Here is a 14347-nt window from a genome sequence, read left to right as displayed (position 1 = left end):
CGGGCCCCGGGGAAGCTACGGTGTATCCCTGGTGCACTGCCGGTTTGACCGGATGGCGTAACCACGCGTACCGTGACCAGGTCGAGTTGTCGATGGCTGCTGCCGCCTGCCTCCGATGGGCAAAGATCACGACCCTCTCAGGGTCGGGATTATGAAGCGGTGCACTCGGGCGTTGCGAGCTACTCGTGGGCGCACGGTGACAGCCAGGCGATGTCCCGCCATCAATTCATTTCTGGAGTCCCCGAGTGAGCAAGCGCACCTTCCAGCCGAACAACCGCCGCCGCGCGAAGACCCACGGCTTCCGCCTGCGCATGCGCACCCGTGCCGGCCGCGCGATCCTCGCGTCCCGCCGTGGCAAGGGTCGCGCCCGCCTGTCGGCCTGATCAGTCTGACGTCAAGGTCCTGACGTGCTGCCTTCCGAGTCTCGGCTGAGGCGGCGCGAGGACTTCGCGACCGCGGTTCGCCGAGGACGCAGGGCCGGTCGCCCGCTCCTCGTCGTCCACCTACGTAGCGGTAACACGGACCCGCACACACCTGGGGGAATCGCCCCTCCGGTGCGTGCGGGTTTCGTCGTGAGCAAGGCCGTCGGCGGTGCCGTCGTCCGCAATCGCGTCAAGCGGCGACTGCGCCACCTCATGCGTGACCGGCTGGATCAGCTGCCCGCCGGTAGCCTGGTGGTGGTGCGGGCCCTGCCGGGCGCGGGCGAGGCGGACCACGAGCAGGTGGCCCGCGATCTCGACACCGCGCTGCAGCGGCTGCTGGGAGGGGCGCCGCGAAGCAATCCCCCGGGGGGTGACCCCCGGAGCCCCGGTCACCCGGGAGGGAGCGCACAGTGAAGTACCCGCTGCTGTGGTTGATCAAGCTCTACCAGTGGACCATCAGCCCGCTGCTGGGGCCGGTCTGCAAGTACTACCCGTCGTGCTCGCACTACGGGTACACGGCCATTGATGTGCACGGCGCGGTCAAAGGATCGGTGCTGACGGCCTGGCGCATCCTGCGCTGCAACCCGTGGTCGCTCGGTGGCGTCGACCACGTCCCTCCCCGGAAGCGTCCGGTCTGGCACCAGCGGCTGAGGAGCCGCATGGGCGGAAACCCCACCGCGGGGACCGCCGCGCAGCCCGAGACTCAGCCCAACGCCCAAGGAGCCTGATTCGTGGACACGATCCTGAATCCTCTCTACTACGCCGTTTCCTGGATCATCGTCCAGTTCCACTCGTTCTTCAGCCTGATCTTCAACAAGGACAGTGGCGCGGCGTGGGGTCTGTCCATCGTCTCGCTGGTGGTGCTGATCCGTATCTGCCTGATCCCGCTCTTCGTGAAGCAGATCAAGGCCACGCGGAACATGCAGGCGCTCCAGCCGAAGATGAAGGCGATCCAGGAGCGCTACAAGAGCGACAAGCAGCGCCAGTCCGAAGAGATGATGAAGCTCTACAAGGAGTCGGGCACCAACCCGCTCTCGAGCTGCCTCCCGATTCTGGCCCAGTCGCCGTTCTTCATCTCGCTGTACCAGGTGCTGAACAAGATCGCCGGCGGCCACGAGGTCGGCGTGCTGGACCAGTCCCTGGTCGACAGCGCCCGTAAGGCGCACATCTTCGGCGCTCCGATCGCGTCCAAGTTCATGGACAGCGCGAGCAAGGTCGAATCGCTCGGCGCCACGCTGACCGACGTGCGCGTCGTCACGGTCATCATGATCGTCCTGATGTCGCTGTCGCAGTTCTACACGCAGCGCCAGCTGATGACGAAGAACGTCGACCTCACGGTGAAGACGCCGTTCATGCAGCAGCAGAAGATGCTGATGTACGTCTTCCCGATCATGTTCGCTGTCTTCGGTATCAACTTCCCGGTCGGTGTCCTCGTCTACTGGCTGACCACCAACGTGTGGACCCTGGGCCAGCAGATGTTCGTCATCCGCCGTAACCCCACCCCCGGCAGCCTCGCCTTCCAGCAGCGCCAGGAGCGCCTGCGGGCCAAGGGCAAGCTGAAGGAGGACCCGGCGGAGGTCGAGGCCCGGCAGGCCGCCGAGGCCGCCCGTGCGGCCCGCCAGCAGCCGAAGCGCCAGCCGAAGGCCAAGCGCCAGCTCGCGGGCACGGGCCAGGCCCAGCCCCAGGCCGGCACGGGCACGGCGAAGAAGACCACGCTGGAGAAGCAGCAGGACGAGCAGACCGGTGCCGCCAAGGGCAAGCAGGCCGGCTCCTCCCGCAGCGCCAAGTCCGGACAGCGCAAGGGCGGCCCGCAGCGGCCCAAGCACCCATCGAAGAAGTAATGAAGGAGTCCACCGTGACGGACACGCAGCCCCAGACCGCCGCCGAGGGCACCGACACGCTGTCCCGCCTGGAGCAGGAGGGCGAGATCGCGGCCGACTACCTTGAGGGGCTGCTGGACATCGCCGACCTCGACGGCGACATCGACATGGACGTCGAGGCCGACCGCGCCTCGGTGTCGATCATCAGCGACTCCACCAGCCGCGACCTGCAGAAGCTGGTGGGCCGCGACGGTGAGGTGCTGGAGGCTCTCCAGGAGCTGACCCGCCTCGCGGTGAACCGGGAGACCGGCGACCGCAGCCGTCTGATGCTCGACATCGCGGGCTTCCGGGCCCGTAAGCGCGAGGAGCTCGCGGGCCTGGGCGCCGAGGCCGCCCAGGAGGCCAAGAGCACCGGCCAGCCCGTCAAGCTCGACCCGATGACCCCCTTCGAGCGCAAGGTCGTCCACGACGCGGTGGCCGCCGCCGGCCTGCGCAGCGAGTCGGAGGGCGAGGAGCCGCAGCGCCGCGTGGTCGTTCTTCCCGCCTGACCTGTCCCACGTCCAGGTGTGTACGGCCCCGTCTGCTCGCAGGCGGGGCCGATCCTTGTCAGCCTGATATTCAGACTCCGGTACCGAGAGAGGGCGCCGGAGATCCACACAACGTTGTACGGAAGGACGGTTCCCCGTGGAAGAGGCAGCGGAGCTCCCCCCGGCGCCCGCGGCGGCGCGGGCGGTATTCGGTGACCGCTTTCCGGAGGCCGTCCGTTACGCGGAACTGCTCGCCGATGCGGGTGTGAAGCGCGGTCTGATCGGCCCCCGTGAGGTTCCCCGGCTGTGGGAGCGGCACCTGCTGAACTGCGCGGTGCTCTCCGAGGCCGTGCCCGATGGCGTCTCGGTGTGCGATGTGGGCTCGGGCGCCGGGCTGCCCGGCATCCCGCTGGCGCTCGTCCGCCCCGACCTGCAGATCACCCTGCTGGAGCCGCTGCTGCGCCGCACGACCTTCCTGCAGGAGGTCGTGGAGCTGCTCGGCCTGGACCACGTCACCGTGGTGCGGGGCCGCGCCGAGGAGATGCTCGGCAAGGTCGACCCGGTGCACGTGGTCACCGCCCGGGCCGTGGCGCCGCTGGACCGGCTCGCAGGCTGGGGTGTGCCGCTGCTGCGCCCCTACGGCGAGATGCTGGCCCTGAAGGGCGACACGGCGGAGGAGGAGCTCAACAGCGCCCGCGCCGCCCTGAGCAAGCTGGGGGTCGTACGGACCTCCGTGCTGCAGGTCGGTGAGGGCGTGGTCGATCCGCTGTCCACCGTGGTCCGCGTCGAGGTCGGGGAGAGCCCCGGTGGCGTGCGGTTCGCGGCCAAGCGGGCGAAGGCCGCCAGGGCCGGACGCTCGCGCCGCCGGCGCTGACGCCGGAGCGAATGCTCCATACAAGCTGGCAAAACTACCCATAGCGGAGTGTCGCGGCTCGGTAGCGCGGCGTGCCATGCATCGTGTTTCACGTGAAACATCGCTCCCTGCTGCATGGAATCATCGGCCGCAGCCGTGCGGCCGCCGCGCCGCGCGACCGCCGACCGGTCGAGGAAGTGGGTTCATCCACAGGCCCACGGGATTCATCCACAGGAGAACGGGCCTCGCTGGTTCACGACCCCGAAAGCATGGCAGGCTCTGTGCATTGCGAGCCTGATGTCGAGGAGAGTGAATCCTTGCGGTCCGACGCCAATATCGCGGGGCCGATGACCGACCCGGTCCCCGGCCCCCGCCCCGCTGACTCCGAACCAGTGGCCGTCCCCGCCCCCGTCCCCGCGGGTCTTCCCGTTTCACGTGGAACGGTGGCGCCCCCGATGCCCCGGCCGGAGCAGACCCGGGTCATGGTGGTCGCCAACCAGAAGGGCGGGGTCGGCAAGACCACGACCACGGTGAACCTGGCGGCCTCTCTGGCGCTCCACGGCAACCGGGTCCTGGTCATCGACCTCGACCCCCAGGGCAACGCCTCGACGGCGCTGGGCATCGACCACCACGCCGACGTGCCGTCCATCTACGACGTCCTCGTCGACAACAAACAGCTCTCGGACGTGGTCCAGCCGGTGACGGAGGTGGAGGGCCTCTTCTGCGCCCCTGCCACGATCGACCTGGCCGGCGCCGAGATCGAGCTGGTCTCGCTCGTGGCCCGGGAGAGCCGACTGGACCGGGCGATCAAGGCGTACCAGCAACCGCTGGACTACATCCTCATCGACTGCCCGCCCTCGCTCGGCCTCCTGACGGTCAACGCCCTGGTCGCCGGCGCAGAGGTGCTGATCCCGATCCAGTGCGAGTACTACGCGCTGGAGGGCCTGGGCCAGCTGCTGCGCAATGTCGAGCTGGTGCGCGGGCACCTCAACCCCAAGCTCCATGTGTCGACGATCCTGCTGACCATGTACGACGGCCGGACACGGCTCGCTTCCCAGGTGGCCGACGAGGTGCGCACCCACTTCGGCCAGGAGGTGCTGCGGACCAGCATCCCGCGGTCGGTCCGTATCTCCGAGGCGCCGAGCTACGGTCAGACGGTTCTCACCTATGACCCGGGTTCCAGCGGTGCGCTGTCCTATCTGGAGGCGGCCCGGGAGATCGCGCTGCGGGGGATCGGTGTCCACTACGACGGCACCAGGGCCCACACGGTGGGCCGCCAGCAACAGCAAGACCAGCACAGTATGTCGGAGGGGCTTCAGTGAGTGAGCGACGTAGAGGACTGGGCCGAGGGCTCGGTGCGCTGATCCCGCCGGCGCCGAAGGCGGCGGAAAAGAGCGGACCGGCGGTCGGGCCCGGTGCGACGTCCCCCACCACGGTGCCGGTGCTGACGGCCGACCGGGGGTCGGCTGTCGGAACGGTGACCACGCTGCCGGCGGATGAGGTCACTCTTCCTCGCACCACGCGGGTGAGTGAGGCCGAGACCCCCGCTTCCGTTTCACGTGAAACGGAAGCAGCCGTGGGGGCGGCCCGCGACGCGGCCATGCAGGAGGTGGCAGGGGCGCACTTCGCCGAGCTGCCGCTGGACTCCATTACGCCCAACCCGCGGCAGCCGCGGAAGGTGTTCGACGGTGACGCACTTGCCGAGCTGGTCGCTTCCATCCGCGAGGTGGGCCTGCTGCAGCCCGTCGTGGTGCGTCGCCTGGCGTCGGACCGCTACGAGCTCATCATGGGCGAGCGGCGCTGGCGGGCCTGCCGGGAGGCCGGGCTGGAGCGGATCCCCGCGATCATCCGGGCGACCGACGACGAGAAGCTTCTGCTGGACGCGCTGCTGGAGAACCTGCACCGGGCCCAGCTGAATCCTCTGGAAGAGGCGGCCGCCTACGATCAGCTGCTCAAGGACTTCAACTGCACCCATGACCAGCTGGCGGACCGCATCGGGCGCTCGCGTCCGCAGGTCTCCAACACGCTGCGGCTGCTGAAGCTGTCGCCGACCGTCCAGAAGCGGGTGGCTGCCGGGGTGCTCTCGGCCGGTCATGCCCGGGCCCTGCTCTCCGTGGACGATGCCGAGGAGCAGGAGCGGCTCGCCAAGCGGATCGTGGCCGAGGGGCTCTCGGTCCGGTCGGTGGAGGAGATCGTGACCCTCATGGGGTCGCGGACCAAGAGCTCCGGGAAGACCAAGGGCCCCCGGGCGGGCGCCCGTGTCTCCCCCGCGCTGACGGATCTGGCCTCGCGGCTGTCGGACCGCTTCGAGACCAGGGTGAAGGTGGACCTGGGGCAGAAGAAGGGAAAGATCGTCGTTGAGTTCGCCTCGATGGACGATCTGGAGCGGATCCTGAGCACACTGGCTCCCGGTGAGGGGCGTGTGCTGGAGCAGAAGCCCGGCAGCGGCGAGGGCGCCGCACAGTAGCGCTGACGGCACCGCCCAGGGCGGGTTGTGTTTCACGTGGAACCTTGCGTGGACACAACCCGCCCTTTGCCTTGTCGCGCTATCCGCCTGATCCACCGGCCGATACGATGCGTGAGGTATGGCACATCCACGTTGGACACAGTTCACGGAGGGGCGGGGCCATGCGAACGGTGAGCCGGACCGGACTGGTGGCCGCGGGCCTGAGCCTGGGAGCTGTCGGCGGATTCGTCGGTAGTTTCCTCAAGGAGTTCGGCGCGCTGAACGCCGCCCGGAGCGTGGCACGCGACGGAAGTGAGGAACTGGCTGCATGGGGCGTCGGCTCGTACCGCTCACGCTGGACAACCTCCCGGACCTTCCCAAGCGCTGCCGCTCCTGCGTCTTCTGGGAGTTGGACCCCGTCAGCGGCGAAGCCGCGCTGAGAGCGGGCCGTCCGGAGCTGGAGAAGGAAGCCTGGCTCTCCGCCGTGCTCCTGGAGTGGGGATCCTGCGGCCGGGTGGTCTACATCGACGAGGCACCGGTCGGCTTCGTGCTCTACGCGCCTCCCGCCTATGTGCCCCGGTCCACCGCGTTTCCCACCAGCCCGGTCGCTGCGGACGCCGTGCAGCTGATGACCGCCTGGCTGATGCCCGCCTATCAGGGGCAGGGGCTGGGCCGGGTGATGGTGCAGACCGTGGCCAAGGACGTGCTGCGTCGAGGGTTCAAGGCGATCGAAGCGTTCGGGGACGCCCGCTGGAAGGAGCCCGCGTGCGTACTGCCGGCCGACCATCTCCTGGCCGTCGGCTTCAAGACCGTACGGCCGCACCCGCGCTATCCACGGATGCGGCTGGAGCTGCGTACGGCGCTCTCCTGGAAGGAGGACGTCGAGCTGGCTCTCGACCGGCTGCTGGGGGCGGTGCAGAAGGAGCCCGCGCTCCGGCCGTTGTAGAACATGAACGGGCCCGCCCTGGGAGAGGGCGGGCCCGTTTCACGTGAAACAGCGCCTGCTGCGGCAGAAGGCTGCGTCGCGCCTACTTGGTGTGGATGATGTCGGCCAGCTCGCGCTCCAGGGCGGCCTTGGGCTTGGCGCCGACGATGGTCTGGATGACCTCGCCACCCTTGTAGACGTTGAGCGTCGGGATCGACATGACGCCGTACTTGGCAGCAGTGGTCGGGTTCTGGTCGATGTTCAGCTTGACGATCTCGATCTTGTCGCCGTACTCGGCGGCAATCGCCTCAAGGGAGGGAGCGATCTGGCGGCACGGACCGCACCACTCGGCCCAGAAGTCCACCAGGACGGGCTTGTCGCTCTTGATGACGTCCTCGTCGAAGGATGCGTCGGTCACGGTCTTGAGAGCCACTGAGGTCTCCTTGAATCTGCTCTGCGTGGGGAGGGGTGGGTGGGTCAGGGGGTCAGCTCGGGCTCCCGGACGCTCTCGCCGTCGGAGAGCGCGGCCAGGTAGCGCTCGGCATCGAGGGCGGCGGAGCAACCCGTGCCGGCAGCGGTGATCGCCTGGCGGTAGGTGTGGTCCACGACGTCACCGGCGGCGAACACACCGGTGAGGTTGGTGCGGGTCGAGGGGGCGTCGACCTTCAGGTAGCCCTCGTCGTCGAGCTCCAGCTGGCCCTTGAACAGCTCGGTGCGCGGGTCGTGGCCGATGGCGATGAACAGACCGGTCACCGGAAGCTCGGAGGACTCGCCGGTCTTCAGGTTGCGCAGGGTCAGGCCGGAGAGCTTGTTCTCGCCGTGGATCTCGGCGACCTCGCTGTCCCAGATGAAGGAGATCTTCGGGTCGGCGAAGGCACGCTCCTGCATCGCCTTGCTGGCGCGCAGGGTGTCGCGGCGGTGGACCACGGTGACGGACTTGGCGAAGCGCGAGAGGAAGGTGGCCTCCTCCATCGCGGTGTCGCCACCACCGATGACGGCGATGTCCTGGTCCTTGAAGAAGAACCCGTCACAGGTGGCGCACCAGGACACACCGCGGCCGGACAGCTCGTCCTCGCGGGGCAGGCCCAGCTTGCGGTGCTGCGAGCCGGTGGTGACGATCACGGCCTTGGCGCGGTGGACGGTGCCGGCGGAGTCCGTGACGGTCTTGATCTCGTCGCTCAGGTCGACGGCGATGACGTCGTCAGGGATCAGCTCGGCGCCGAAGCGCTCGGCCTGGGCCCGCATGTTGTCCATCAGGTCCGGGCCCATGATGCCCTCACGGAACCCGGGGAAGTTCTCCACGTCGGTGGTGTTCATCAGCGCACCACCGGCGGTGACGGCGCCCTCGAAAACCAGCGGCTTCAGGGAGGCACGGGCGGTGTAGAGCGCGGCCGTGTAGCCCGCGGGCCCGGAGCCGATGATGATCACGTTGCGGACGTCGCTCACGGGTGTCTTCCTTGTCTCTGCCGACAGCTGTTTGGTCCTTGCTGGGTCTCACCCCACCCAACGGATCCTACGGGGCGAGCATTCCCGGCCGGGACGACAGCACGTACGGGGCAAGGATCAGTCGCGCGGGAAACTCTTGTTCATCAGCACCTTCCCCGGCGCCGAAGGCGAAGTGGTGTCGCACGCGGCCGCGACCATATAGGCGTCAACGAGTGAGGCGTCGGTGGGGTGCGGAAGGACCACGAGGTAGGCGTCCTCACCCTGGTACTTCTCCTGGCGGGTGGCCAGGGCCTGCTCCGTCCGTCCGATGCCCTCCAGGACGCAGCCCGGGGCGATCACGCCGGAGCCCCGCAGCGTCGTCTCCGGCGAGCTCTGGGCACTCATCCCGCGGGATTCGGCCCCCTTGGAGGAGTGCAGGAGATCCCGCACATGGGCTCCGAGGTCGCCGACGGCCAGCGCGGACGGTGTCGACTGGCTGCTGCCCGGTGCGGGTGAGCCGACGCTGGGATCGTCGTCTCCGCCCTGCTGCAGGAAGAAGCTGCCCACGCCGATGACGGCGGCCGCACAGGCGGTGCCGAGCAGCGCCTGGGGCCAGCGGCGTGTGCGACGGGTCCTGGGCCGCGGGCCGGAAGACATGGGCGTCTGCTTGCCCGGACCGGTGGCGGCACGGGGATGCCCCGCGGGGCGACCAGGGGACGTGCGAGGTGTGGTTTCACGTGAAACAGCGGCGTGGGCGGGCGCTGCCGTCACCTGTGCGGCGGATTCGTCCGGCGCCGTTTCACGTGAAACAACGGCGGTGGTCTCCGGCGCGGTCGCGTCGAGCAGCGCCTCTGCCGCCAGGGCGGCGTCGATGCGGCCCGCGACATCGGCCGGCATGCGTACGGGCCCGGGCAGTGTGCCCAGCATTCCGCGGATCTCGTCCAGCGAGCTCCGCACGTCCTCGCACAGCTCGCAGTCCGCGAGGTGCTCACGGACGTCCACGGTCCGCGCAGGGGAGAGGACACCTTCGGTCAGTGCGGAGATCTCCGCGACCTCCGGGTGTCCATCCGTGCCGGTCCTCGAAGTCACGCTCGCCCACCTCCGCCCTTCACTGGATCTGCATCGCTCTGTCCTGCCGGTGGTGGGACGGACGTCCCCTGCGACCGGTTCCTTTCCCTGTCAAGAGGGGGGCTACCCCTGCCATCCGGGCGCAGATGGGTGAGCATCGGCAACAGCCGCGCCCGCCCCCGGGCGCATCTGCTCTTCACGGTGCCGGTCGGTACGTCCAGCACGGCGGCTGCCTCGGCGACCGGATAGCCCTGCATGTCGACGAGGACCAGGGCGGCCCGCTGGTCCGGCGGCAGCTTCGCCAGCGCCCGGATCAGCTCCCGGTGGAGATCACCGCGCTCGGCGGGGGCGTCGGCGGCTTCGTGGGGTTCGAGGAGCTGCTCAAGCCGCTCGGTCTCGGCGAGCGGCGCCGTACGACGGGAGGCGGCCTTGCGGGCCCGGTCCAGACAGGCATTGACCGTGATCCGGTGCAGCCAGGTGGTGACGGCGGACTGACCGCGGAAGGTGTGGGCGGCCCGGTAGGCGGAGACCAGCGCGTCCTGCACCGCGTCCGCGGCCTCTTCCCGGTCCCCGAGGGTGCGCAGCGCCACCGCCCACAGCCGGTCGCGGTGGCGCCGCACTATCTCGCCGAAGGCATCGGGGTCGCCCTTGACGTGCAGGGCGAGGAGCTCGGCATCGCCAGTGCCGGCGTGCGTGACGTCGTCCAACGTCGAGCCCTCCCCCTGAGCGCCGCGCCCTCGGTCAGCCGATGATCTTCACTTCGTTGATGGCCTGCTTGTACCCGTCCCCGCTGTACGTTTCGCCGTCACGCGGTGAGTAGGGCATCGCAGTGATCCACAGAAGGACATACCGCACCTCCGTCGGCTTGGCGACGGAGAGCTTCAGCGTTTTGTTGGACGTCGTGCCTTCTGCCAGCTTCGGCAGGGCCGACGGCGGCCCCTTGGGCTTGAGGGAGTCGACAGCGTAGAGCGCGGCGCTGGTGTGGTTGCCACCGTACCGAAGGTTCAGCGTGGCAGCACTGACCTTCTGCTTCGACCCCAGGTCATAGACGATCCCGATGCCGCCCTTGTAATCGGTGATGCTGGGACCTTCAGTGAAGGAGTTCGTTCGCCAGTAGGTCTTGAGGTTGCCGTCGTAGGTCGACTTGACCGGGTCCTTGCCCTGGGGCTCTCCGTCCAGCGAGTGCTCGGCCCCGCCGATGATCTGAATCGGCTTGTTCGTGGGCCTCAGCGCATTGTCGTCCCCGGTGGACTGGGACCGAGGGTTGTCCTTCTCGCCGTCCTTGAGAAGCGTGTCCGCGAGCTGCCAGCTGCCCAGACCAAGGGCGGCGATGAGCAGGGCCGAGACGCTCCACTTCAGGGCCCGGCCGGTGCGGCTCTGCAGTGGGGGCGGCGGCACCACGGGCGGGGCCACCGGGCCGCCGTTGCGGATGCCCGGGGGGCGCGGATAGGGCGGCGGGGTCGTGAAGTCCGGCTCCGGCGGCCTGATGCGCGGCATCGCGGCCACGGCCTTCGCCAGCTCCTCCGGCGTGGCGCAGGGCTTCTCCTGCCGCGAGGCGGTGGCCCCGTCGTTGACGAGGGCGCGCATGGCGAGCTCGGAAAGGCCCCGGTGCACTCCGGCGCGGACCTGGTCGGGAGCGATGAGCCCCACGCCCTTGGGCAGGCCGGAGAGACCGTGGGCGTTGCTGTCGTACGGCCAGCGCTGGGTGAGGGCGGCGTACAGGAGCGCACCGATGGCCTCGGTGTCGGTCCGCTGGGGGTGCTCGGAGGTGATGCCGCGGAGCGCGGCCATCACGGCGAGACCGCGGATGCGGTACTGACCGGTCCCGGTGCGCAGGACGGAGCCGGGGTTGAGGCGCAGGTGCGCCAGGCCCTCCCGGTGGGCGGCGGCCATGGCCTGGGAGACCTGGCTGACGAGTTGGTACGCCTCGTGGGGCTCCAGCGGGCCGGAGGCCAGGACCGGCGTCAGCTCGGTGGCGTCGGGCAGCCACTCGTGGACGACGTAGACGAGCTCGTTCTCCTCGACGGCGTCGAGGACCTGGACGAAGCGCGGGTCGCCCAGGAGGGCGGCGGAGCGGGCGGCGGCGAGGACCTGACGGGCCCGGGGGTGGTCGGCAGGGAGCAGGTGGACGCCGACCGCGCGCCGCAGTTTCTCGTCGACGGCGCGCCAGCTGCTGAATCCCTCCAGACGGGTGACGCACTCCTCCAGGCGGTACCTTCTGGCGAGCTTGTGGCCGCTGTGCAACTCGGGCGGGTGTACGTCGCGCGCGGTGCTTTCGCTCTCCGCGCGCTCGGTGTTCTTGTGCGTGCCGGCCTTCTTACCGGCCGCCGCCCCGTCGGTCGTGGCCTTGTCCGCCGCGGCGGTCAGTGGCTGCTCGCCGCTGTTGTCGGCCACGTCGACGGCAGCCGTGCTCCGTTCCGCCACCGTCGTCCCTGCCTCCCCATCCGTTGCGCACTGTCCACAGCCAAGACAATTGTGCCCACAGTCCGGCGCTATGCACGACACGCGGCAGCGGGCGAAGGTTGTGCTCCGGTCAGCGACCGAGCCGGCCGCGAACCATACCGACCATGGCGGTCAGCTCCTCGATCCGCATCCGCTTCGCCGCGATGTAGAAGACAGCGATCAGGACCAGTCCGCCACCGACCAGCGCAGCGAGCGATCCGAGGATGTCGCTGCCCAGAACCTGACCGATTCCGTACGCGACGGCTCCGGCGGCGAGGGCGGCGGGGATGCACGCACCGGTGAGACGGGTGTAGGTGCGGACGACGCGCGAGCCGTCCAGGTCACCGCCCAGCCGGTCCTTCAGACGGCGCCAGGCGACGCCCACACCGACCGCGTAGCCCAGTCCGTACGCAGCCGCCATGCCGGCCACGGCCCAGCGGGAGGGCAGGACGAAGAAGCTCAGGGCCGAGACGCCGGCGTTGACGGCAGCGACGATCACCGTGTTGTAGAAGGGGGTGCGGGTGTCCTCATAGGCGTAGAAGCCGCGGAGGATGACGTACTGCGCGGAGTACGGAATCAGGCCGAGGCCGAAGGCCATGAGGGTGAAGCCGATGTTGGTGGCGCCGGCGGTCCCGGAGCCCTTGGCGAACATCAGGGTGGCCATCGGGACGCCGAGCGCGAGGAACGCGAAGGCGCAGGGGACGATCGCGACGGCGGAGGTGCGCAGCCCGTGCGAGAGGTCGTCGCGCACGGCCGAGACGTCGCCGTCGTGGGCGGCGCGGGAGATCCGCGGGAGCACCGCCGTCATGACGGACACGGTGATGATGGCCTGCGGCATCTGCCACAGCTGCAGCGCGTAGTTGTAGGCGGTGATACCGGTGCCGTCATGGCCCGCCTTGGAGGCCAGGCTGCCCGCGCGCGTGGCGAGCTGGGTGACGACGACCAGGCCGAGCTGGTTGGCGAGGACGAAGAAGAACGTCCACTTGGCCAGACCCGCCGCCTTGCCGAGGCCCTGTCCGCGCCAGTCGAAGCGCGGGCGGATGCGGAAACCGGCCTCGCGCAGGTACGGCAGCATCGCCAGGGCCTGGACGACCAGGCCCAGCAGCGTGCCGACACCGAGCAGCCGCACGCCCTCGGGCGTGATGTTGGCGGAGTCCACACCGCTCTGGGTGAACGGACCGAACGCCCAGATGAAGGCGCCGAACGTGGTGATGATGATGATGTTGTTCAGGACCGGGGTCCACATCATCGCGCCGAACTTGCCGCGGGCGTTGAGGATCTGGCCCAGGACGACGTGCACGCCCATGAAGAACATGGTGGGCATGCAGTACCGCGCGAAGGTGACCGCGACGTCCATCCTGGCCGGGTCGGACGCGATGTCCGGCGACATCATCTGGATGAAGAGCGGAGCGCCCAGCACACAGACCGTGGTGACGCCGGCCAGCAGCACGACGACCAGGGTCAGCAGTCGGTTGGCGTAAGCCTCGCCGCCGTCGTCGTCGTTCTTCATCGCGCGCACCAGCTGCGGGATGAAGACCGCGTTCAGCGCACCGCCACCGACCAGGATGTAGATCATCGTCGGCAGGGTGTTGGCGACCTGGTAGCCGTCGCTCAGCGTGCTGACGCCGATCGCGGCCGCCATGACCAGGTTGCGCCCGAAGCCCAGGATGCGGGAGACCATCGTGCCCGCGGCCATGAGCGCGCTGGACTTCAGCAGGCTCGCCGCCTTGCCGCCCTTCGCCGGTGCCGCCGGCGCTGCCGGCGGCACCGGCGGTTCCTGCTCCGGAACGGGCTCGGCCGCCGGAGGCTGGGCCGGCGGGGGCACGAACTGGCCCGGCGCCGGGGCCGGCGGCGGGAACTGCCGCCCTGACGGGCGCTGGGGCTCGTACGGCTGCTGCTGGTCGCGGAACAGGTGCGCGAAGGCGTCCCGCTGGGGCTGCTCGCCCGGTGCGGGGACCGTCGGGCCGCCCATGACGTCGTTGACGCCCATCAGCTGCGTGGCGTCGTTGTCGCCGTACGGGCGCTGGTGGGCCTGGTGCTGCGGTGCCTGCGGCTGCTGCGGCGGGTAGGGCTGCTGGCCCGGCGCCTGCGGCGCCTGGGGGTGCGCCCACATCCGCGGGTCGGAGGCGACCGGGGGCGCGGGCGGCTGCTGGTAGGCGCCGGGCGGCGGCGGAGGTGTGGCCCGGTCGTACAGCGCGTCGGTCACCGGATTCTGCGCGGACGGGTCGTGCGCGGCGTAGGGATCGGACGCGTAGGCATCACGGAGGTAGGGGTCCCGGGGGTACGGGCCCTGGTGCGCCGGGTCGGGCACGGGCGGGTTCGCCGGGTACTGACCCCGCTGTTCACCGCCCGCGCCCTGACCGCGGTCACCGTCGTACGGCGCGCTCATCGCTACCCCACCTCATCGTCCGCGGCCTGC

The 14347-nt window shown here is 69.7% G+C and carries 15 protein-coding genes; 9 read left to right on the top strand and 6 right to left on the bottom strand.

The features are described 5' to 3' along the window. The first annotated feature begins 245 nt into the window (after nucleotides 1-245). The 9 genes from rpmH (at nucleotide 246) to IE182_RS03685 (ending at nucleotide 7014) form a co-directional block, all read left to right on the top strand. Entirely contained in the window at nucleotides 246-383 is a 138-nt protein-coding gene (rpmH, locus tag IE182_RS03725; protein ID WP_003949374.1) for a 50S ribosomal protein L34, read from the top strand. 24 nt (nucleotides 384-407) lie between these two features. Continuing rightward, nucleotides 408-836, top strand: coding sequence for a ribonuclease P protein component (gene rnpA / locus IE182_RS03720; RefSeq protein WP_190108164.1), 429 nt, complete (start codon nucleotides 408-410; stop codon nucleotides 834-836). Then, on the top strand, nucleotides 833-1150 hold the full coding sequence (yidD, locus tag IE182_RS03715; protein WP_190108163.1) for a membrane protein insertion efficiency factor YidD: 318 nt from the start codon (nucleotides 833-835) through the stop codon (nucleotides 1148-1150). Before rnpA ends, yidD begins: the two co-directional genes overlap by 4 nt. A 3-nt stretch (nucleotides 1151-1153) precedes the next feature. Next, nucleotides 1154-2263, top strand: coding sequence for a membrane protein insertase YidC (gene yidC / locus IE182_RS03710; RefSeq protein WP_190108162.1), 1110 nt, complete (start codon nucleotides 1154-1156; stop codon nucleotides 2261-2263). Continuing rightward, entirely contained in the window at nucleotides 2263-2790 is a 528-nt protein-coding gene (locus IE182_RS03705; RefSeq protein WP_190108161.1) for a Jag family protein, read from the top strand. The genes yidC and IE182_RS03705 overlap by 1 nt, the downstream gene beginning before the upstream one ends. Before the next feature lie 136 nt (nucleotides 2791-2926). Beyond that, nucleotides 2927-3643: a 16S rRNA (guanine(527)-N(7))-methyltransferase RsmG gene (rsmG, locus tag IE182_RS03700; protein WP_190108160.1), complete on the top strand. Its 717-nt coding sequence runs from the start codon at nucleotides 2927-2929 to the stop codon at nucleotides 3641-3643. A 248-nt stretch (nucleotides 3644-3891) separates the two neighbouring features. Then, nucleotides 3892-4944 (top strand): ParA family protein, encoded by a 1053-nt coding sequence (locus IE182_RS03695; RefSeq protein WP_190108159.1) that lies wholly within the window; start codon nucleotides 3892-3894, stop codon nucleotides 4942-4944. Then, nucleotides 4941-6089 carry a ParB/RepB/Spo0J family partition protein gene (locus tag IE182_RS03690; protein WP_190108158.1) on the top strand — a complete coding sequence of 383 codons (1149 nt, stop codon included), beginning with the start codon at nucleotides 4941-4943 and terminating at the stop codon, nucleotides 6087-6089. Before IE182_RS03695 ends, IE182_RS03690 begins: the two co-directional genes overlap by 4 nt. Before the next feature lie 307 nt (nucleotides 6090-6396). Beyond that, nucleotides 6397-7014 carry a GNAT family N-acetyltransferase gene (locus tag IE182_RS03685; protein WP_190108157.1) on the top strand — a complete coding sequence of 206 codons (618 nt, stop codon included), beginning with the start codon at nucleotides 6397-6399 and terminating at the stop codon, nucleotides 7012-7014. 82 nt (nucleotides 7015-7096) lie between these two features. Here IE182_RS03685 and trxA read toward each other — a convergent pair whose 3' ends face one another. The 6 genes from trxA to murJ form a co-directional block, all read right to left on the bottom strand. Further along, nucleotides 7097-7426, bottom strand: a complete 330-nt coding sequence (gene trxA / locus IE182_RS03680; protein WP_190108156.1) for a thioredoxin — start codon at nucleotides 7424-7426, stop codon at nucleotides 7097-7099. Between the two features lie 44 nt (nucleotides 7427-7470). Beyond that, the gene (trxB, locus tag IE182_RS03675) at nucleotides 7471-8439 is read right to left on the bottom strand and encodes a thioredoxin-disulfide reductase (RefSeq protein WP_190108155.1); all 969 of its coding nucleotides are present in this window, start codon (nucleotides 8437-8439) and stop codon (nucleotides 7471-7473) included. 117 nt (nucleotides 8440-8556) lie between these two features. Next, nucleotides 8557-9507 carry a zf-HC2 domain-containing protein gene (locus tag IE182_RS03670; protein WP_190108154.1) on the bottom strand — a complete coding sequence of 317 codons (951 nt, stop codon included), beginning with the start codon at nucleotides 9505-9507 and terminating at the stop codon, nucleotides 8557-8559. Beyond that, entirely contained in the window at nucleotides 9504-10193 is a 690-nt protein-coding gene (gene sigM, locus IE182_RS03665) for an RNA polymerase sigma factor SigM (RefSeq protein ID WP_190108153.1), read from the bottom strand. The genes IE182_RS03670 and sigM overlap by 4 nt, the downstream gene beginning before the upstream one ends. Before the next feature lie 34 nt (nucleotides 10194-10227). Then, a complete protein-coding gene (locus IE182_RS03660) occupies nucleotides 10228-11910 on the bottom strand; it encodes a protein kinase family protein (protein ID WP_190108152.1) in 1683 nt (560 codons plus the stop codon). Nucleotides 11911-12019: 109 nt separating this feature from the next. Next, nucleotides 12020-14317: a murein biosynthesis integral membrane protein MurJ gene (gene murJ / locus IE182_RS03655; protein ID WP_190108151.1), complete on the bottom strand. Its 2298-nt coding sequence runs from the start codon at nucleotides 14315-14317 to the stop codon at nucleotides 12020-12022. Between the last annotated feature and the right edge of the window lie 30 nt (nucleotides 14318-14347).

The sequence above is a fragment of the Streptomyces cinnamoneus genome, assembly GCF_014650495.1.
Classification (GTDB): domain Bacteria; phylum Actinomycetota; class Actinomycetes; order Streptomycetales; family Streptomycetaceae; genus Streptomyces; species Streptomyces cinnamoneus.
This window is presented reverse-complemented; position numbering and strand designations above follow the sequence as displayed.

Bases quoted from the DNA above. Each gene is read 5' to 3' on its own strand.
- IE182_RS03705 (WP_190108161.1), top strand. From the start codon at position 2,263: ATGAAGGAGTCCACCGTGACGGACACGCAGCCCCAGACCGCCGCCGAG.
- IE182_RS03695 (WP_190108159.1), top strand. From the start codon at position 3,892: ATGGCAGGCTCTGTGCATTGCGAGCCTGATGTCGAGGAGAGTGAATCC.
- murJ (WP_190108151.1), bottom strand. From the start codon at position 14,317: ATGAGCGCGCCGTACGACGGTGACCGCGGTCAGGGCGCGGGCGGTGAA.
- IE182_RS03685 (WP_190108157.1), top strand. From the start codon at position 6,397: ATGGGGCGTCGGCTCGTACCGCTCACGCTGGACAACCTCCCGGACCTT.